The sequence below is a fragment of the Candidatus Allofournierella excrementavium genome, assembly GCF_048526665.1.
Classification (GTDB): domain Bacteria; phylum Bacillota; class Clostridia; order Oscillospirales; family Ruminococcaceae; genus Allofournierella_A; species Allofournierella_A excrementavium.
The window spans coordinates 89,779-108,836 of sequence record NZ_DBGFPE010000042.1 but is presented as its reverse complement, the minus strand read 5'-3'; the positions used below and the strand labels follow the sequence as shown (position 1 = coordinate 108,836).

Here is a 19,058-nt window from a genome sequence, read left to right as displayed (position 1 = left end):
GACAACCGGCAGAAAGGCGGCAAGAACGAAATGGCGGTTCGCATCAAAAGCGTGAACAAGGGCTCGGCGGCCGAAAAGCTGGGCCTGCGTGCGGGCGACACCCTGCTCAGCGCCGACGGCAACGAGATCAACGACATGCTGGACTACCAGTTCTATACCTCCGGCCCTTTGCTCCACCTTGCGGTGCAGCGGGGCGGGAAGCTGGAGTACCTGCAGGCGGAAAAGGGCGATTACGAGCCCTTCGGCTGCGAATTTGAGACCTATCTGATCGACAAAAAGCACTCCTGCGCCAACCACTGCATGTTCTGCTTCATCGACCAGATGCCCAAGGGCCTGCGGGAAACGCTCTACTTCAAGGACGACGACGAGCGCCTGTCCTTTCTGTTCGGCAACTACATCACCCTGACGAACCTCTCCGAGCGGGAGGCCGAGCGCATCATCAAGATGCACATCTCGCCCATCAACATCTCGGTGCACACCACCGACCCGGACCTGCGGGTGCGGATGATGGCCAACAAGAATGCGGGCAAGGTGCTGGCGTATCTCGACCGCTTTGCCGAGGCGGGCATCCAGATGAACTTTCAGCTGGTGCTCTGCCGGGGCGTGAACGACGGCGCGGCGCTGGAAAAAACGCTGGAGGACCTGTGTGCCCTGTACCCGGCGGCGGCCAGCATCGCGGCGGTGCCCAGCGGCCTGACCCGCTACCGCAAGGGCCTCTATCCGCTGACCGCTTATGACGCCCAGTCCAGCCGGGAAGTGCTGGACATCCTGGAGCGCTGGGGCAACCGCTGCAAGGAGCAGTACGGCTGCCGGCTGGTGTATCCCGGCGACGAGTGGTACCTCTGCGCCGGGCGGCCCATCCCGCCCCACGCTTTTTACGAGGACTATCCCCAGCTGGAAAACGGCGTGGGCATGTGGCGGCTGTTCCAGGAGGAATTCTTTGAGGAACTGCATTCCCACCGGCCCCGCTGGCCGGTGCTGCCCCGCAAAATGGACCTGGTCACCGGCACGCTGGCGGCGCCCCTCATCAGCCAGTCGGTCGAGGCGCTGAGCCGCCGCTACCCCCAGGTGCGGCTGGCGGTGCACCCGGTGCGCAACGATTTCTTCGGCGGCAACGTGAGCGTCACGGGCCTTGTCACCGCAACCGACATCGTGGCCCAGTGCAAGGGCAAACTGAAAAGCCGCCATCTGGGCATCCCCGAAGTGATGCTGCGGGACGAAAAGGACCGCTTTCTGGACGACTGGACCATCCCCCGGCTGGAAAAAGCCCTGGGGGTCAAGGTGCACCTGCTGCCCTGCGGCGGCGGGGCGCTGGTCCGCGCGCTGCTGGGCTTCCGACTGCCCTGACGCGCCCCATCCCCAACCGACGAACGGAGGCGAACAAACATGGGAAAACCCATCGTGGCAGTGGTCGGCCGCCCCAATGTGGGCAAATCGACCCTGTTCAATAAACTGATCGGCCAGCGTCTGGCCATCGTGGAGGACACCCCCGGCGTCACCCGGGACCGCATCTTCGGCGAGTGCGAGTGGCAGAACCACGAGTTCCTTCTGGTGGACACCGGCGGCATCGACCCCAACGAGGCCGACGGCATCCTGGCCCACATCCGCCAGCAGGCCCAGGTGGCCATCGACGCGGCGGACTGCATCGTCATGGTCACCGACATCAACGCCGGCGTCACCGCCCAGGACCGGGACGTGGCCGCCCTGCTCATGCGCAGCGGCAAGCCGGTGGTGCTTGCGGTGAACAAGTGCGACAAGGTGGGCGAGCCGCCCATGGAGCTCTATGACTTTTACAGCCTGGGGCTGGGCGAGGTGTTCCCGGTGTCCAGTGTGCACGGCCACGGCACCGGCGACCTGCTGGACGCGGTGTGCGCCCACCTGCCCGACGCTGACGAAGGCGCCGAAGAGGACGAGCGCATCACCGTGGCGGTGATCGGCCGGCCCAACGTGGGCAAATCCAGCCTTGTGAACTTCATCCTGGGCGAAGAGCGGATGATCGTGGCCAACCAGGCCGGCACCACCCGCGACGCCATCGACAGCCATGTGGACAACCAGTACGGCAGCTTCGTCTTCACCGACACCGCCGGCCTGCGCAAGCGGGGCAAGGTGGAAGAGGGCGTGGAGCGTTACAGCGTGCTGCGCAGCCTGGCGGCGGTGGAGCGCAGCCGGGTGTGCGTCATCATGATCGACGCCACCGAGGGCTTCACCGAGCAGGACAGCAAGGTGGCCGGCTACGCCCACGAGCAGGGCAAGGCCTGCATCATCGCGGTGAACAAGTGGGACGCCATCGAAAAGGACGACAAGACCATGGATGCCATGCGCAAAAAGCTGATGAACGACTTCAGCTTCATGAGCTACGCGCCCATCATCTTCATCAGCGCCAAGACCGGCCAGCGGGTTGACCGGCTGTTCCAGCTCATCAAGTATGTGGACGAGCAGAACGCCCTGCGGGTGACCACCGGCATGCTGAACGAGCTGCTGGCCCGGGCCACCGCCCGCGTGCAGCCCCCCAGCGACAAGGGCCGCCGGCTGAAGATCTACTACATGACCCAGATCTCCACCCGCCCGCCCACGTTCGTCTGCTTTGTGAACCGCAAGGACCTGTTCCACTTCTCCTATCAGCGCTACATCGAGAACCAGATCCGGGAGACCTTCGGCCTGGAGGGCACCCCCGTGCGCCTGATCGTCCGCGAGCGGGGCGACGGCAGCACCAAGTGATCATCGGCCATCGACGCAAAGGAGGCTAAACGCCATGACCTGGACTCAAATCATCCTCATCCTTGGCGCCATCCCGCTGCTGGTGGGCTATCTCTTCGGCAGCGTCAACTTCGGCGTGGTGGTCAGCCGCCTGCTCTATCACGAGGACATCCGCACCAAGGGCAGCGGCAACGCCGGCACCACCAACATCCTGCGCACCTACGGCAAAAAGGCCGCGGCCCTCACCCTGGCGGGCGATATGCTGAAAGGGGTGGCGGCGGTGGTGCTGTGCCGCTGGGCCGGGGCCCTGCTCACCGGCGGCGTGGAGGTCAACGGCATCTACGCCGGGTATCTGGCGGCCATCGGCGCGGTGTGCGGCCATCTGTGGCCGGTGTGGTTCGGCTTCAAAGGCGGCAAGGGTGTGGCCGTGGCCGCCGGAGCCATCCTGGCCAGCGAGCCGGTGGTGCTTCTGGCACTGGCCGTGGTGTTCTTCTCCATCGCCTTTGCCAGCCGCATCGTCAGCCTTGCCTCGGTCACGGTGGCGGTGCTCTATCCCATCTTCACCGGGCTATACAGCTGGTACACCGGGCGCAATATCCTGTTCACCACCCTCTGCGCCCTGGTCATGGGCGTGCTGGTGATCTGGATGCACCGGGCCAACATCCAGCGCCTTCTGAACGGCACCGAATACCGCTTCGGCGAGAAAAAGAAATGAGAAAAGCCCGGCATGTGCCGGGCTTTTTTGCAAAGGGGAGAAAACCATGGAGATACTGGTCACCCTGCCGCTGGACGAGGCGGGCAAAGCGCGCTTTGCCGCCGCCGCGCCGGGGCATCGGCTGCACTTTGTTGAAAAGGATGCCGTGACGCCCGCCCTGCTGGAGAGCGCGCAGGCCATTCTGGGCAATCTGGCCGACCCCGCCCAGCTGCGCCATTGCAAAGAACTGCGCTGGCTCCAGCTGGACAGCGCCGGCACCGACGGCTACTGCGCGCCGGACCTTCTGCCCGAGGGGGCGGTGCTCACCAACGCCACCGGGGCCTTCGGCGCCTGCATCGCCGAGTGGCTTCTGGCCGCTCTGCTGGCGCTGTGGCGGCGGCTGCCGGAATACGCCGAGAACCAGAAAAACTGCCGCTGGCAGCGGCTGGGCCCGGTGCGCACCCTGGCGGGCAGCACCGTTCTGGTGCTGGGCTTTGGTGACCTGGGCCGCAATTTCGCCCGGCGCGCCCATCTGCTGGGGGCCCGGGTGCTGGCGGTGCGCCGCCGCCCCGGCGAAAAGCCCGATTGGCTGGAGGCCCTGGGCGGGGCGGAAATGCTGGAGGAATGGCTGCCCCTGGCGGACGCGGTGGTCCTGTGCCTGCCCGCAAATGCCTCCACCCGCCACATGCTGAGCGCCGGGCGCATCGCCCTGCTCAAAAAGGATGCGGTGGTGCTGAACGCCGGCCGGGGCAGCGCGGTGGACACCGAAGCCCTCTGCCGCGCTTTGTACGACGGGCGCATCGGCGGCGCGGCGCTGGACGTCACCGACCCGGAGCCCCTGCCTCCGGAGCACCCCCTCTGGCACGCGCCGAACACCATCCTCACGCCCCACGTTTCCGGCCTGCTGAGCCAGCCGGAAAACTTTGAAAAGGCGGCGGGCATCTGCGTGGAAAACCTGCGCCGCTTCCTCGCGGGGCAGCCGCTGGTGAATCAGGTGGACAGGTCCACCGGCTATGCTGACTGAAAAGAAAACGCCGGGGCTGCTTCCCAAAAAGGGAAACAGCCCCGGCGGCTTTTTGTTTTTCAGGCGGTCTGCTGCTGGCACAGCATCCGCCGCCAGTTGCGGAACCCGTAAAGGTCGTTGGCAAAAAAGGCCACGAAACACATCAGCACCGAAACCGCGCCGGGGTCCTGAACGGTGGCCAGCGACCACAGCACGATGAGCACCAGGTCGTTTGCGGCGTAGCCCGCGGCGAACCAGGGGCTGCGCCGCCAGGAAAGATACACGGCGATGGTGCTGGTGGAAATGGAGACGATGCTGGGCACCAGGTTGGCGGTGTGCAGCACCGCCAGCACATAGCCGAACATGGCGGTGATGACGATGGTCAAAAACACCAGCCAGAACAGGTCGCTCCGCCGCAGACGGCCTACCTGCACGCACATCCGGTTGCCTTTGAAGGGATTGCGCAGCCAGATGACCAGCGTCACCACCGACATGGGCAGCGTCATGCCCAGATAGGTGATCATCTCGCCGTAATAGGCGTACTGCCAGGAAATGAAGCCGTAGATGAGGCAGAAAACGATGCCGATGACCTGCCCCACGGGGTTTCCCTTGGCGTTGAACAAAAGGGAAGTCACGCCGATGAGCGAGGCGGTCAGCGCCAGAAAGTTCTCGCCGTCAAAAGCGAGAAAGGAACTGACGATGAGCGCCACCGAGGCCGTCCACAGCATCTTTTCCGCCCGTGAGAAATATCTGTTCAAAGCCGCGGGCATCCGCAAACCCCCTTAAAACAGCACTTTGGCCCGGCGCGCAGCCGCGCAGGACCTGAACATCAGGGATGATACCACACTCCACCGCAAAAAGCAAGGGCGGCGGGCCCGGTCGAAGAGCGTCGGGTCTTTTCACCCAAGCGTCAAAGGCTTTTTGCAAAGATTTCACAGCCCGCATCTATAATTTCTCTTGGTAAAGCGGCGGTCCGCCGCACCAGAAAAAGGAGCGTGGCATACTTGATCGAAGTGCACCATCTCACAAAGCGATACGGGGCCCATCTGGCGGTGGAGGACCTTTCCTTCACCGTGGAGCAGGGCACCGTTTACGGCCTGCTGGGGCCCAACGGCGCGGGAAAATCCACCACCATGAACATCCTCACCGGCTACATCTCCGCCAGCGAGGGCGCCGTGTCCATCGACGGACACGACATCCTGGAAGAAGCCGAGGCGGCAAAGGCCTGCGTGGGCTATCTGCCGGAGCAGCCGCCGCTGTATCTGGACATGACGGCCAAAGAATATCTGGAGTTTGCCGCGCGGCTCAAAAAGGTGCCCCGCGACCAGCGCGCCGCCCAGGTGGAAAGCGCCATGGAGCGCACCGGCGTGAGCCCGGTGAGCGGGCGGCTCATCCGCAACCTCTCCAAGGGCTACCGCCAGCGGGTGGGTCTTGCGGCGGCGCTGCTGGGCGACCCCAAAGTGGTCATTCTGGACGAACCCACCGTGGGCCTGGACCCCGCCCAGGTCATCGAGATACGCGCCCTCATCACCGAGCTGGGAAAAGACCACACGGTCATCCTTTCCAGCCACATCCTCAGCGAGGTGAGCGCCCTGTGCGACCAGGTGCTCATCATCGACAAGGGCCATCTGGTGGCCCAGGGCACCCCGGAAGAGCTGGCCTGCCGGCTGGAAGGCGGCAGGCTGGTGCACCTCACCGCCCTGGGCGAAGAGAGCACCGTGGCCGCCATCCTGCGCAGTGTGCCCGGCGTGGACGAGGTGCGCACCCGGGCGGAAAACGGCCGGGTGGACGCCGAGGTGACCAGCGGCGGCGACCGGGATGTGCGCGCCGAAGTGAGCGTGGCGCTGGTGCAGGGCGGCTGCCCGCTGCTGGCGCTCGGCGCCGAGACCCTCAGCCTGGAGGACGTGTTCCTGCAGCTCACCGGCGCGGGCGACCCGGAGGCCGTGCCCGGCGGCGCGCCGGAAACGGGACCGGAAGACGCGGCAGGGGAGGAGGAATAAAACCATGACAGCCATCTTTCTTCGGGAATTCAAGGGCTATTTCAACAGCATGCTGGGCTGGGTGCTCACCGGTGTGATGCTGCTGTTCGGCGGGCTCTATTTCACCGCCGTCAATCTGCAGGGCGGCTACACCGATTTGAGCTATACCCTGTACAGCTTCATCATCGTGCTGCTGATCTTCGTGCCCCTCTTGTGCATGCGCAGCTTCGCGGAGGAAAAGCGCAGCCGCACCGACCAGCTGCTGCTCACCAGCCCCGTGAGCATCCCCGGCATCGTGATGGGCAAGTACCTTTCGCTGCTGGCCATGTTTGCGGTGCCCCTGGGGGTGTATGCCCTTTATCCGCTGCTGATGAAGGCGCTGGGCGCGGCAAACTTCGCCGCCAGTTACAGCGGCCTGCTGGCCTACTTCTTTTTGGGCGCGGCGCTCATCGCCGTGTGCATGTATCTGTCCACCCTCACCGAGAACCAGATCGTGGCGGCGCTGTCCGGCTTCGGGGTGCTGCTGGTGTGCTATCTGATGCCCGCCATCCAGACCCTCTTCACCGCCGGCAGCAGCCTTGCGCTGGTGGTGTTCGCCATCATCCTGGGCGCGGCGAGCCTGATCATCGGCCTGCGCAGCCGCAGCCTGGTGCTGGGCGGCGGCGTGTTCGCCGTGGGCTGCATCGCGCTGGCGGTGCTGTTCAGCGTGCGCAGCGCCGCGCTCACCACCGCCTTCAGCGCGGTGCTGGGTGCGCTGGCCCTCTTCGAGCCCTTTTTGAATTTCGTCAACGGCCTGTTCGACGTCACCGCCCTGGTCTACTACGCCGGGGTGGCCGGGCTGCTTTTGTTCCTTACCGGCCAGGCGCTGGAAAAGCGCCGCTGGAACTGAGAAAGGGGGATGCGCGTGATGAAAAAATTCTCCCTTCCCAAAGCGCCCCGCCGCCCCACCGGCACGGTGTTCCGCAACGGGGCCATGGCCAGTGTGCTCACCGCGGCGGTGCTGGCGGTGGTGATCCTGCTGAATCTGCTGGTGAACAGCCTGCCCACCCGCTGCACCAAGCTGGACCTGAGCCAGACCGGCATCTACACCATCGGTGAGACCACCGAGCAGGTGCTGGCCGATGTGGGCGAAACAGTCAACCTCTATTATCTGGCCCAGACCGGGTCGGAAAACACCAACATCACCGCCCTGCTGGACCGCTACACCGACGCCAGCTCCTATGTGCACTGGCAGCAGATCGACCCGGCGCTCCAGCCCACCTTTGCCTCCCAGCACGGGGCGGACGGCGCCACCGAGGGCAGCATCCTGGTGGAGTGCGGCGGGCGCACCAAGCTGGTGAACGCCGCCGACATGTATGAGTACGATTATTCCGACTACTACACCACCGGCGCGGTCAACACCCTGTTCGACGGCGAGCAGCAGATCACCAGCGCCATCTACGCGGTCACCCGGGAGGAGGTGCCGGTGGTCTACCAGCTCACCGGCCACGGCGAGCAGAGCCTGCCCGCCACCCTGCAAAACGCCATCGACGAGCAGAACCTGCAGCTGGAGGAGCTGTCGCTGGCCAGCACCGAGACCATCCCGGAGGACGCGGCGGCGCTCATCATCGCCGGGCCCACCACCGACTACACCGAGGCCGACGTGACGCTGCTTCGTGACTGGCTGGACCAGGGCGGCAGCCTGCTGCTGCTCACCGACTGCGACTACGACACCCCCAATCTGAACGGCCTCATGGCCGACTACGGCCTGAGCCGGCTGCCGGGCATGGTGGTGGAAGGGGACTCCAACTACCATTACCGGGGCTACAACTACTATCTGCTGCCGGAGGTGAACTCCCACGAGGCCACCGCCGCGGTGCAGAACCTCTATGTGATGCTGCCCATGGCCGAGGCGCTCAAGACCGAGGTGGTGGAGGGCGTGACCACCCAGGCGCTGCTCACCACGTCCGCCTCCGCCTACAACAAGGCCGCGGGCTATGACATGGAGACCACCGAGCAGGAGGAGGGCGACGAGACCGGCCCCTTCGACCTGGCGGTGGCCGCCACCCGCACGCTGGAAGACGACGCCGAGAGCCGGGTCATCTGGGCGGGCAGCACCTACCTGCTGGACGAAAACGCCGACACCATGGTGGGCGGCGGCAACAGCCAGTTCCTGCTGGGCTGCACCACCTGGCTTGCCGGGGAGGACAGCACCATCCTCATCGCCGCCAAGAGCTTTGAGAGCGACATGCTGGTGACCACCGCCTTCCAGGCCGATCTGTGGGGCGGCGTGGCCACCGTGGGCCTGCCGGTGTTCTGCCTTGTGACGGGCGCTGCCATCACCATCAAACGGAGGCGTCAGTGATGAAAACGAAACAACTGCTTCTGATCGCGCTGCTGGCCGTTGTGGCCCTGCTGGCGGCGGGCCTTGTGGCGGTGCGCAGCCTTGACACAGAGGAGGCGGACTCTGCCTCCGACGAGATAGACCTTGCGCCCTTCGCCCCGGCGGACATCGAGGCCTTTGGCTACACCTTCGGCGGCGAGACGCTGGAATTCGCCTCCAAAGAGACCCCGGCGGAGGATGAGAGTTCCAGTGAGACCGAGACCACCTGGTATCTCACCGGTGACCCGGACTATGAGCTGGACCAGTCTGCCATCTCCACCATGCTGGTGGCGCTGGGCAACCTGACCGCCCAGCGGCAGTTTGAGAACACCGGCGAGGACTACGGCTTCGACGAGCCCATCCTCACCGCCTGGGTCACCGCCGGCGGCGAGACCTATGCCTGGACCCTCGGCGCGGAGAACTCCGTCACCGGCAGCATGTACCTGCAGGTGCAGGGCCAGGAGGACACAGTGTATCTGGTGTCGGTGTCGGCCCTCAGCGCCCTTGAAAGCACAAAAATCGAACTGGCGGCTCCCGCGCCCACCCCTGAACCCACCGAGGAGCCCGCCTCCGAGCCGGAGGCCACCGCCCCGGAAGAGGACGCGGAGACGACCTCCTCGCCGGCCTCCGACGCCGCGCCGGAAGCCGATATATCCTCTTCTGCATCGGAGAGCGCGGCTTCGGAAACGGCAGGGGAGGAGAGCAGTTCCTCCGCCGCGGAATAAAACACAAAAAAGGGCCGGTGCGCTTTGCACCGGCCCTTTGGTCTGTTCACTTGTCGTACCAGTATTTGCGGTCCAGGCTGCGGTATTGCAGCGCCTCGGCCAGGTGGGCCGCGCCGATCTGCTCGCAGCCCGCCAGGTCCGCGATGGTGCGGCTCACCTTCAGGATGCGGTCGTAGGCCCGGGCGGAGAGCCCCAGCCGGTCAAAGGCCGTTTGAAGCAGCGCCGCCGCGGCGGCGTCCGGCTGGCAGTATCTGCGCAGCAGCTGCCCCGAAAGTTCGCCGTTGCAGCGAATGCCGTCGCGGGCATAGCGGGCGGTCTGCACGGCCCGGGCGGCGATGACCCGCTTGCGGATGTCGGCGCTGCACTCGGCCTTTTCGCTGCCCGCCAGCTCGCTGTACTGCACCGGCCCCACCTCCACGTGCAGGTCGATGCGGTCCAAAAGCGGCCCGCTCACCCGGCGGCGGTAGGTCTCGATGGCGCTGGGGGTGCAGGTGCAGGCCCGGGTGGGATGCCCGAAATAGCCGCACCGGCAGGGGTTCATGGCCGCCAGCAGGATGAACCGGCTGGGGTAGGTGACGGTGGCCGCGGCGCGGCTCACCGTCACCTTGCCGTCCTCCACCGGCTGGCGCAGCACTTCCAGCGCGTCCCGGTGGAATTCCGGCAGCTCGTCCAGGAAAAGAACGCCGTTGTGGGCAAGGCTCACCTCGCCCGGGCGGGCGCTCGCTCCGCCGCCCGCCAGCGCCGCGGCGCTGACGCTGTGGTGGGGGCTGCGGAAGGGCCGCTGGCCCACAAGGCCGCTGCCCGAGGGCAGAAGGCCCGCCACCGAGCAGATGGTGGTGCACTCCACCGCCTCCTCCTGGGTCAGCGGCGGCAGGATGCCGGGCATGCGCTTTGCCAGCATGCTCTTGCCGGTGCCCGGCGGGCCGATCATCAGAAGATTGTGGCCGCCCGCGGCGGCAATTTCCAGCCCCCGGCGGGCCGCAAGCTGGCCCCGCACGTCCGCGAAGTCGGGCACATCGGGCCCATCCGCGGGGACAAAGGGCTGCCGGGGCGCGGGGGTAAGCTGCGCTTCGCCCCGCAGATGCGCCACCACCTGGGCGGCGTCCGACGCGCCCAGCACGGTGAGGCCTTCCACCGCCGCCGCTTCGGCGGCGTTCTCGGCAGGCACGAACAGGTGGGTCACGCCGGTCTCGGCGGCGGCCAGCGCCATGGGCAGCATGCCGGTCACCGGGCGCAGCGCGCCGTTCAGCGAGAGCTCGCCCACAAAGGCGAACCGCTCGTTCAGGCTGGGCAGCTGGCCGCTGGCGCACAAAAGAGCCAGCAGCACCGGCAGGTCATACACCGGCCCCGTTTTGCGCAGCCGCGCCGGGGCAAGGTTCACGGTGATGCGGCTGGCGGGCCATGCAAAGCCCAGATTCTTCGCCGCGCTGCGCACCCGGTCGGCGGCTTCCTTCACCGCGCTGTCCGGCAGGCCCACGATGCTGAACTGGGGCAGCCCGCCGCTGATGTCTGCTTCGGCGGTCACCGCGAAGCCCGAAAGGCCCTGCACACCGAAGCTGTTCACCCGTGCAAACATCCCGCCGCCTCCTTAAAAGTTTTTGAAACGCTCAGGCGGGGAAGCGGAACACGGCTCCCACCACGCCTGCAAACACGATAAACGCCACCGGATGGATCTTGGGGAACTTGCGCTGGGCGATGAAGATGACCACGCCCAAAATCACCGCCGGCCAGATAACGGCGCTGCTCCAAGCGCCCGCCTCGATGGAGGGCAGGTTCACCAGCGTCACCTCGGCCACGCTCACGCCCGCGGCGGCCACCAGCGCAACCGAAGCGGGGCGCAGGCCGTAAAGCCCCTTCTGCACAAGGGGGCTGTCCTTGAACTTGCCCAGCATGCGGGCGATGATGAGGATGACGAGGATGGAGGGGCTGATGAGGCCAAGCGTGGCCACGATGCCGCCGGGCACCCCGGCGGTGATGTAGCCGGCGTAGGTGGCCATGTTGATGCCCAGGGCGCCGGGGGTGCTCTCGCTCACGGCGATCATGTTGGAAACATCGGCGGCGGTGAACCAGCCGATGGTGTCGGCCATGTCATAGAGAAAGGGCAGGGTGGCGAGGCCGCCGCCGATGGCAAACAGGCCCACCTTGGCAAATTCGTAAAAAAGACGCAGCAGCGTCAGAAAATAGACAGTCATCGTTTATCCTCCTTTTTCGCGCCCGGGGCCAGCGCCAGACCGGCCAGCGCCGCCGCCACAACGTAAACGGCGGGGGAGATGCTCACCGGCAAAAGGCCGCCGAACACCGAGAGCAGGAAGATGACCAGGAAAATGGCCAGGGTGCGCTTATCCAGCACCGACTTTTTCCAAAGCCGCAACACCGCGTTCAAGATCAGCACACACACGCACACCCGCACGCCGCCGAAGGCGCTCTGCACGATGGGGTAGGTGAGCAGATAGCCCAGGCCCGCCGCCACCAGCGAAAGCAGGACGATGGGGAAGAAGGTGAAGCCCACGGTGGCGATGATGCCGCCCAGGATGCCCTTGCGCTTGTTGCCGATGAAGGTGGAGACGTTCACCGCGATGATCCCCGGGGTGCACTGGCCGATGGCAAAATAGTCGGTCAGTTCCTCCTCCGTGGCCCAGTCGCGCTTGTCCACACATTCCCGTTGCAGGATGGGCAGCATCGCATAGCCGCCCCCAAAGGTGACCCCGCCGATCTTGGCGAAGGTCCAGAAAAGCTCGAAATATTCCCTCAAGAGAGAAATGCCTCCTCTACAATAAAAATTCCCGTATCAGTATAGCACATTGCCCTGAGAAATGCCAACGAGCCCGCCCGGCGGGATACGCCTGTTTTTTGTTGACAATCCCCGTCGCCACCGCTACAATAAATACAACTGGATACTTTCCACAAAAAGTGTCGATACCATGAAAAAGCAGGTGGAAATTATGTATAAAGATGAATTTGAGCGCTGGCTCGCCTACCCGCTGGACGACCCCGACCTCAAGCCGGAGTTGGAAAGCGTCGCCGGCGACGACGAGGCCGTCAAGGACCGGTTCGCCGTGACCCTGAAGTTCGGCACCGCCGGCCTGCGGGGCGTCATCGGCGCGGGCACCAACCGCATGAACGTGTATGTGGTGCGGCAGGCCACCCAGGGCCTGGCCAACTGGGTCAAGACCCAGGGCGGCACCCAGACCGTGGCCATCAGCTACGACAGCCGCATCAAGAGCGACGTGTTCGCCAAAGCCGCCGCCGAGGTGCTGGCGGCCAACGGCGTGAAGGTGCGCATCTACAAGGCGCTGATGCCTGTGCCCGCGCTCAGCTTTGCCACCCGCTATTATAACTGCAACGCCGGCATCATGGTCACCGCCAGCCACAACCCCGCCAAGTACAACGGCTATAAGGCGTACGGGCCGGACGGCTGCCAGATGACCGACGAGGCCGCCGACATCGTCTACGCTGAAATTCAGAAGACCGACGTGCTCAGCGGCGCCAAGACCATGCCCTTTGAGGAGGCGATGGCCGCCGGGCTCATCGAGTATGTGGGCGAGGACTGCTATGAGGCGCTGTATGCCGCCATCGAGAGCCGTCAGGTGCGGCCCGGCCTGTGCGCCGAGGCGGGCCTCAAGCTGGTCTACAGCCCGCTGAACGGCAGCGGCCTTGTGCCGGTCACCCGCGTGCTGGCCGACATCGGCATCACCGACATCACCATCGTGCCCGAGCAGAAGGACCCGGACGGCAACTTCCCCACCTGCCCCTATCCCAACCCCGAGATCTTCGAGGCGCTGCGCCTTGGCCTGGAGCTGGCCGAGAAATCCGGCGCGGACCTGATGCTGGCCACCGACCCCGACGCCGACCGCGTGGGCATCGCCGTGCGCTGCAAGGACGGCAGCTACCAGCTGCTCACCGGCAACGAGGTGGGCGTGCTGCTGCTGGATTACATCTGCGCGGGCCGCATCGAGAAGGGCACCATGCCCGAAAAGCCCGTCATGGTCAAGAGCATCGTGTCCACCCCGCTGGCGGACGTGGTGGCTGCCCACTATGGCGTGGAGTGCCGCAACGTGCTCACCGGCTTCAAATGGATCGGCGACCAGATCGCCCGGCTGGAGGCCGCTGGCGAAGTGGAGCGGTTCATCTTCGGCTTTGAAGAAAGCTACGGCTACCTTGCCGGCAGCTATGTGCGGGACAAGGACGCCGTCATCGGCAGCATGCTCATCTGCGAGATGGCCGCCTACTACCGCAGCATCGGTTCTTCCATCAAGGAGGAACTGGAGCGCATCTATGCCCAGTACGGCCGCTACCTGAACAAGGTGGACTCCTTCGAATTCCCCGGCCTGTCCGGCATGGACAAGATGGCCGGCATCATGCAGAAGCTGCGGGATGAGCCCCCGACGGAGTTTGCCGGCCACAAGGTGGTCACCGTGGCGGACTACAAAGCCCGCACCATGACCGAGCTGGCCACCGGCAAGGTCACGCCCATCGACCTGCCCGCCGCCAACGTGCTGATCTACGCCCTGGAAGGCGGCGCCACCGTGGTGGTGCGTCCCAGCGGCACCGAGCCCAAGATCAAGACCTACTTCACCACCCTGGGCAAGGATCTGGCCGAGGCCGAAGCCCAGAAGGAGGCCCTGGCCGCCGCCCTCAAGCCTCTGCTGGCCTGAGCGCGCAAAGCAAAAACGAACCGCCCCGGCATGAGCCGGGGCGGTTTTTCTGTCCGGTGCAATAACCTGCGGCGCCGAAGCGTTTTCCTTATAGAAACAGGGAAAAGGAGGCTTTGACCATGAAACGCTTTTTTGCCGTTCTGTTTGCCCTGTGTCTGGCGGGCTGTTCCGCTCCGGGATCCGTCTACGGCCCGGAGGCATCGGCCACCGTACCGGTGGAAGAGGCAAGGACCTGCCGCATCGCCGACGGGGCGGAAAGCGGCAGCCTGCTGCTGGCCGAACAGCAGGAAAATGGGAGCCTTTACCGCGTGAGCACCGCGGATGTGCCCGTCACGCTGGACGGGAAGGAGGCGAGCGCCGCGGACCTTCGGGACGGCATGCTGGTCACCGTGTATTATACCGGCGGCGTGCTGGAGACCTACCCGGCTGGCTTTTCTCAGCCCACCCTTCTGGCGGCGGTGAGCGAGGGGGCCGACGACCGGGCGGGCCTTGCCCTCCAGGCGCTGGAGGACCTGTGGAGCGAGGACACGGCCCTCAACGAGAACGTCGAGCAGCTGTCGGTCTATATCGACGAGGCGCTGGTGCCGAACGCCGCCGAGCGGGCCGCGGCGGCCTGGAGCTTTGCCGAACAGCATCAGCTGCCCCCGCCCTTGACCTATGATTGGAAAGAACTGTGCGACGAGGGCTATGTGAACGAGGAAGAACTTTCCTGGGAAAAGGGTTGCTATTTCGAGCTGAAGGCCGCGGAGGACGCAGGAACGGGCAAGACCCTCCGCTTCGACGCGCAGAAATGGAGGGGCGGCCTTGCGGCGATTTTTTACGAAGGCTGCACCGCAAAGCAGGATAAAAGCGGCGGCTGGACCTATGAGCGGGGCACCTTTGCCATCGCCTGATGTACAGATAAAACTGCTTGACACGCCCGCCGCCGTGTGATATAATTTTTTGGCAATCGTTCCGATGGCTGCTCCATACGCACAGGATGGCGTATGCTGGTGGCCTCCCATTGAAGGTTGTGATGGGCGCATGTAAAGAGCATGGCCCCTTGAGTCATGAACCAGAAAGAGGTGAACCGTAATGAAACAGGGCATCCATCCCAAGTACATGGACTGCACCATCACCTGCGCCTGCGGTGAGGTCATCCATACCCGCTCCACCAAGCCGGAGATCCACGTGGAAGTCTGCTCCAAGTGCCATCCCTTCTACACCGGCAAGCAGAAGCTGGTTGACACCGGCGGACGTGTGGACCGCTTCAACAAGCGTTTCGGCCTGAAGAAGTAATTGATCTATCGAAAAGGCGGTTTGGTCACAAACCGCCTTTTTTGTCGTATTCTCACGGAGGAACAAGGCCTATGGAGGACTACCGCACCATCGCCGGGCGCTCCACCGCCGAGGTGGAGGAAAAGCACAGCCGCTTTATCGCCCTGGCCGCCTTTGCCGACAGCGAGGAAAAGGCGCTGGCCGTGCTGGATGAGGTGCGCGCCGCACACCGCACCGCCCGCCACAACGTCTATGCCTATGTGCTGCGGGAGGGCTCCCGCACCCGCTATTCCGACGACGGCGAGCCCGCCAAGACCGCCGGCCTGCCGGTGCTGGACGCCATCCGCCACGCGGGCCTCACCGACTGCATCGTGGTGGTCACCCGCTACTTCGGCGGCATCCTGCTGGGCACCGGCGGGCTGGTGCGCGCCTACACCGAGAGCGCCTCGGCCGCCCTGGCCGCCGCCCAGGTGGTCACCGTGCGGGCCTGCGTGCGCCTTTCGGTCGAGGTGGACTATGCCCTCTACGAGCGGGCGGTGCAGCTTTTGCAGGGCGCGGGCGCCAGGCTGGACGAACCTGTGTTCACCGACCGGGTGGCCCTCTCGGCGCTGCTGCCCGCGGGAGCGGAGCTGCCGCTGCTGCCCGCCTTTGCCGAGCTCAGCCGGGGCGCAGCGGTCCCGCAGGTCTCGGACCCTTTTTACGCCCCGCCGTGACACAAAGCGCCCTCTCTTAAAAAATTTTTTGATTTTTTTAAAGGGTTTTGCCCCATTCCATCGTATATTAAATATACCACGAGTTTTGCCGCCGGAAGGAAGGAGGGCTCACCCATGCCCAGCACTGCCCGGGAATACACCGAACAGGTGGAAGACCAGATCCTTGCGCCCTGGGCGGCCAAAAGCCGCCAAAGCCGCGGCCGCCTTGTGCCGGAAGAGGAATGCCCCCTGCGCACCTGCTATCAGCGGGACCGGGACCGCATCATCCACTGCAAATCCTTCCGGCGTCTCAAACAAAAGACCCAGGTGTTCCTGTCGCCCGAAGGCGACCACTACCGCACCCGCCTGACCCACACGCTGGAGGTCAACCAGATCGCCCGCACCATCGCCCGGGCCCTGCGCCTCAACGAGGACCTCACTGAGGCCATCGCCCTGGGCCATGACCTGGGGCACACCCCCTTCGGCCACGCGGGCGAACGGGCGCTCGACAAGCTGTGCCCGGGGGGCTTCAAGCACTACCAGCAGAGCGTGCGGGTGGTGGACAAGCTGGAAAAGAACTTCCAGGGCCTCAACCTCACCTGGGAGGTGCGCAACGGCATCATCTGCCACACCAGGGGCAAGTGGGCCGCCACGCTGGAGGGCCAGGCGGTGCGCTATGCCGACCGCATCGCCTACATGAACCACGACATCGAGGACGCCATCACTGCCGGGGTGCTCTCGCCCCAGGCGCTGCCCACCGAGATCGTGCAGGTGCTGGGGGACACCAAGAGCCGCCGCATCTCCACTCTCATCCAGGACTTGGTGGCCAACAGCGGGGCCAAGGGCCTTTCCTTCAGCCCGCTGGTGGGGGAGGCCTACGAAGCGCTCCACGACTTCATGTATTCCACCGTCTATGTGGACAAGGAAGCCAAGCGGGAGGAACAGAAGGTGGAAAAGGTCATCGCCGAGCTCTACGAGCGCATGTTGGAGGACCCGGGCCTTCTGCCCGACGGCTTTTTGCAGATCGCCTATCAGGAAGGGGCGGACCGGGCGGTCACCGATTATATCAGCGGCATGAGCGACGAGTTCGCCATCCGCATGTTTGAGGACCTGTTCGTGCCCAAAAAGTGGCACGTTCTTTGACCAAAGCACCGCGCAAAAGGGGGTGAGGGGACATGATCCCGCGGGAATACATCGACGAGGTGGTGCGCCGCAGCGACATCACCGAGGTGGTGAGCAGCTATGTGCAGCTGCGCCACCGGGGCCGCACCCACACCGGGCTGTGCCCCTTCCACAGCGAAAAGACCCCCTCCTTCGTGGTCTATCCCGAGACCCAGAGCTTCTACTGCTTCGGCTGCGGGGCCGGGGGCGACGTGATCACCTTCGTGCGCAAGATCAACAATCTTGATTATGTGGAAGCGGTCAAGATGCTGGCGGGCCGGGCGGGCATGCCCATGCCAGAGGAGGACGACAAGGCAGGCCGGCTGCGCAGCCGGGTGCTGGCCATCAACAAGGAGGCCGCCCGCTTCTTCTATGAGCAGCTGAACGCCGAAAACGACGACGCGCGCGCCGCCCGGGCCTATTGGCGGGGGCGCGGCCTGTCCGATTCCACCATCCGCCGCTTCGGCCTTGGCTTTTCCCCCAACGACTTCGGCGCGCTGCGCCGCCACCTGCGCACCCGGGGCTACACCGAGGAAGAGATGCTGGCCTCCGGCCTTCAAAAGCGCAGCGAAAAGGGCAACGTCTACGATGTGTTCCGCGGCCGGGTGATGACTCCCATCTTCGACTTGCGGGGCAACGTCATCGCCTTCGGCGGGCGTGTGCTGGGAGATGAAAAGCCCAAGTACATCAACAGCCCCGAAACGCTGGTCTATAAAAAGAGCAAGGCGATGTTCGCTTTGAACATCGCAAAGAAGAGCGCCTCCCGGCGCTACATCCTCTGCGAGGGCTACATGGACGTCATCAGCCTGCATCAGGCGGGTTTCGACACCGCCGTGGCCGCCTGCGGCACGGCTCTCACGCCGGACCAGGTGCGGCTGCTGGGGGAGTACGCCGATGAGGTGGTGCTCTGCTACGACTCCGATGAGGCGGGCCAGAAGGCCACCGCCCGCAGCCTGGGCCTCTTTGCCGAGAGCCCGGTGAAGGTGTCGGTGCTGAACATCCCCGGCGCGAAGGACCCGGACGAGTTCATCAAAAAATACGGCCGTGAGCGGTTTGAAGCGCTGCTCAACGGCACCTCCAACGCCATCGAGTACAAACTGGCCAAGGTGCGGGAAAAGTACGACCTGGCCCGCCCGGCGGACCGGGTGGAGTACATCAAGGACGCCATCCGCCTGCTGGCCGGGCGGCTGACCCCCACCGAGCGGGAGGTCTATGCCGGGCGGCTGGCGGAGGAGACCGACGTGGCCAAAGCCAATGTGATGGCCCAGCTGGAGGCGGCGGTGCGGGCGAACCAGCGCCGCGCCCAGCGCCAGCGGGAGAAGGAGCTTTTGAACACCGGCGCCGGGGCGGACATCAAGCTGCCCTACAATGTGCCGGGGGGCGAAAAAGCCCTGGGCGTGGCCAGCGCCGAGCAGCAGCTGGTGGCCGCCCTCATCCGCGACCCCTCCCTCATCCCCATGGCTGAGAGCCGGGTGAAGCCGGAGCAGTTCCTGATGGAGGACATGGCCGCCGCCTATGCCGCCGTGCTGGAGGCAAAGCGCCAGGGCCACCTGCCCGACCTTGCCACCCTTGCCTCCGCGCTGCCCGAAGAGACGGTGAGCCGCCTGTCGCTGCTGCTGGCCCGAAACTACGACGTGGGCCTGGGCAGGAGAGACGTGGAGATGTATCTGGACCGGCTGGAACAAAGCGTGCCGCAGAGTTCCAAGGCGGGCGGAATGACCGGCGAGGAGCTGGAAGAATATATGGAGCGGCTGCGCCGGAAAAAGAGCTGAGCCGCAAAAAATGATCCCACGGGCCGGCAAGGCCCTTGCGATACCACTTGAAAAAGGACCC

Annotated in this window: 19 protein-coding genes; 14 read left to right on the top strand and 5 right to left on the bottom strand. The window is 65.1% G+C overall.

The window, feature by feature from the left end; all coding sequences use genetic code 11:
* Positions 1 to 30: 30 nt before the first annotated feature.
* Genes ACMI1Q_RS10440 through ACMI1Q_RS10425 form a run of 4 tightly spaced genes read left to right on the top strand, consistent with a single transcriptional unit; the run spans position 31 to position 4,415 of the window.
* Complete coding sequence (locus ACMI1Q_RS10440) at positions 31 to 1,347, top strand: DUF512 domain-containing protein (protein WP_419503715.1); 1,317 nt, start codon at positions 31 to 33, stop codon at positions 1,345 to 1,347.
* Between the two features lie 39 nt (positions 1,348 to 1,386).
* Positions 1,387 to 2,718, top strand: a complete 1,332-nt coding sequence (gene der, locus ACMI1Q_RS10435; protein WP_419503714.1) for a ribosome biogenesis GTPase Der — start codon at positions 1,387 to 1,389, stop codon at positions 2,716 to 2,718.
* Positions 2,719 to 2,752: 34 nt separating this feature from the next.
* A complete protein-coding gene (plsY, locus tag ACMI1Q_RS10430) occupies positions 2,753 to 3,412 on the top strand; it encodes a glycerol-3-phosphate 1-O-acyltransferase PlsY (RefSeq protein WP_419503713.1) in 660 nt (219 codons plus the stop codon).
* A 46-nt stretch (positions 3,413 to 3,458) separates the two neighbouring features.
* The gene (locus ACMI1Q_RS10425; RefSeq protein WP_419503712.1) at positions 3,459 to 4,415 is read left to right on the top strand and encodes a D-2-hydroxyacid dehydrogenase; all 957 of its coding nucleotides are present in this window, start codon (positions 3,459 to 3,461) and stop codon (positions 4,413 to 4,415) included.
* A 59-nt stretch (positions 4,416 to 4,474) separates the two neighbouring features.
* Here ACMI1Q_RS10425 and pnuC read toward each other — a convergent pair whose 3' ends face one another.
* Entirely contained in the window at positions 4,475 to 5,122 is a 648-nt protein-coding gene (gene pnuC / locus ACMI1Q_RS10420; RefSeq protein ID WP_394979094.1) for a nicotinamide riboside transporter PnuC, read from the bottom strand.
* A complete protein-coding gene (locus ACMI1Q_RS10415; RefSeq protein WP_419503711.1) occupies positions 5,070 to 5,339 on the bottom strand; it encodes a hypothetical protein in 270 nt (89 codons plus the stop codon). The genes pnuC and ACMI1Q_RS10415 overlap by 53 nt, the downstream gene beginning before the upstream one ends.
* A gap of 59 nt (positions 5,340 to 5,398) precedes the next feature.
* Between ACMI1Q_RS10415 and ACMI1Q_RS10410 the strand changes: the two genes are divergently transcribed.
* Genes ACMI1Q_RS10410 through ACMI1Q_RS10395 form a run of 4 tightly spaced genes read left to right on the top strand, consistent with a single transcriptional unit; the run spans position 5,399 to position 9,460 of the window.
* Positions 5,399 to 6,394 carry an ABC transporter ATP-binding protein gene (locus ACMI1Q_RS10410; RefSeq protein ID WP_419503721.1) on the top strand — a complete coding sequence of 332 codons (996 nt, stop codon included), beginning with the start codon at positions 5,399 to 5,401 and terminating at the stop codon, positions 6,392 to 6,394.
* Between the two features lie 4 nt (positions 6,395 to 6,398).
* Positions 6,399 to 7,262 (top strand): ABC transporter permease, encoded by an 864-nt coding sequence (locus ACMI1Q_RS10405; protein WP_394979090.1) that lies wholly within the window; start codon positions 6,399 to 6,401, stop codon positions 7,260 to 7,262.
* Positions 7,263 to 7,280: 18 nt separating this feature from the next.
* Entirely contained in the window at positions 7,281 to 8,717 is a 1,437-nt protein-coding gene (locus ACMI1Q_RS10400) for a GldG family protein (RefSeq protein ID WP_419503710.1), read from the top strand.
* Positions 8,717 to 9,460: a DUF4340 domain-containing protein gene (locus ACMI1Q_RS10395; RefSeq protein ID WP_419503709.1), complete on the top strand. Its 744-nt coding sequence runs from the start codon at positions 8,717 to 8,719 to the stop codon at positions 9,458 to 9,460. Before ACMI1Q_RS10400 ends, ACMI1Q_RS10395 begins: the two co-directional genes overlap by 1 nt.
* Positions 9,461 to 9,506: 46 nt before the next feature.
* Here ACMI1Q_RS10395 and ACMI1Q_RS10390 read toward each other — a convergent pair whose 3' ends face one another.
* The 3 genes from ACMI1Q_RS10390 to ACMI1Q_RS10380 are packed head-to-tail and all read right to left on the bottom strand — an operon-like array spanning position 9,507 to position 12,212.
* Positions 9,507 to 11,036: a YifB family Mg chelatase-like AAA ATPase gene (locus ACMI1Q_RS10390; RefSeq protein ID WP_419503708.1), complete on the bottom strand. Its 1,530-nt coding sequence runs from the start codon at positions 11,034 to 11,036 to the stop codon at positions 9,507 to 9,509.
* A 31-nt stretch (positions 11,037 to 11,067) separates the two neighbouring features.
* On the bottom strand, positions 11,068 to 11,652 hold the full coding sequence (locus ACMI1Q_RS10385) for a chromate transporter (protein ID WP_419503707.1): 585 nt from the start codon (positions 11,650 to 11,652) through the stop codon (positions 11,068 to 11,070).
* Positions 11,649 to 12,212 (bottom strand): chromate transporter, encoded by a 564-nt coding sequence (locus ACMI1Q_RS10380; RefSeq protein WP_419503706.1) that lies wholly within the window; start codon positions 12,210 to 12,212, stop codon positions 11,649 to 11,651. The genes ACMI1Q_RS10385 and ACMI1Q_RS10380 overlap by 4 nt, the downstream gene beginning before the upstream one ends.
* Before the next feature lie 190 nt (positions 12,213 to 12,402).
* Between ACMI1Q_RS10380 and ACMI1Q_RS10375 the strand changes: the two genes are divergently transcribed.
* The 6 genes from ACMI1Q_RS10375 to dnaG all read left to right on the top strand — a co-directional run bounded on the left by ACMI1Q_RS10375 (position 12,403) and on the right by dnaG (position 18,997).
* Positions 12,403 to 14,115 carry a phospho-sugar mutase gene (locus tag ACMI1Q_RS10375; RefSeq protein ID WP_419503720.1) on the top strand — a complete coding sequence of 571 codons (1,713 nt, stop codon included), beginning with the start codon at positions 12,403 to 12,405 and terminating at the stop codon, positions 14,113 to 14,115.
* Between the two features lie 119 nt (positions 14,116 to 14,234).
* Positions 14,235 to 15,008 (top strand): hypothetical protein, encoded by a 774-nt coding sequence (locus ACMI1Q_RS10370; protein WP_419503705.1) that lies wholly within the window; start codon positions 14,235 to 14,237, stop codon positions 15,006 to 15,008.
* Between the two features lie 181 nt (positions 15,009 to 15,189).
* Complete coding sequence (gene rpmE, locus ACMI1Q_RS10365; protein WP_177521456.1) at positions 15,190 to 15,393, top strand: 50S ribosomal protein L31; 204 nt, start codon at positions 15,190 to 15,192, stop codon at positions 15,391 to 15,393.
* A gap of 71 nt (positions 15,394 to 15,464) precedes the next feature.
* Positions 15,465 to 16,085, top strand: a complete 621-nt coding sequence (locus ACMI1Q_RS10360) for an IMPACT family protein (RefSeq protein WP_419503704.1) — start codon at positions 15,465 to 15,467, stop codon at positions 16,083 to 16,085.
* Positions 16,086 to 16,199: 114 nt separating this feature from the next.
* On the top strand, positions 16,200 to 17,207 hold the full coding sequence (locus ACMI1Q_RS10355; RefSeq protein ID WP_419503703.1) for a deoxyguanosinetriphosphate triphosphohydrolase: 1,008 nt from the start codon (positions 16,200 to 16,202) through the stop codon (positions 17,205 to 17,207).
* Positions 17,208 to 17,239: 32 nt separating this feature from the next.
* Positions 17,240 to 18,997, top strand: a complete 1,758-nt coding sequence (dnaG, locus tag ACMI1Q_RS10350; protein WP_177521459.1) for a DNA primase — start codon at positions 17,240 to 17,242, stop codon at positions 18,995 to 18,997.
* Positions 18,998 to 19,058 lie beyond the last annotated feature (61 nt).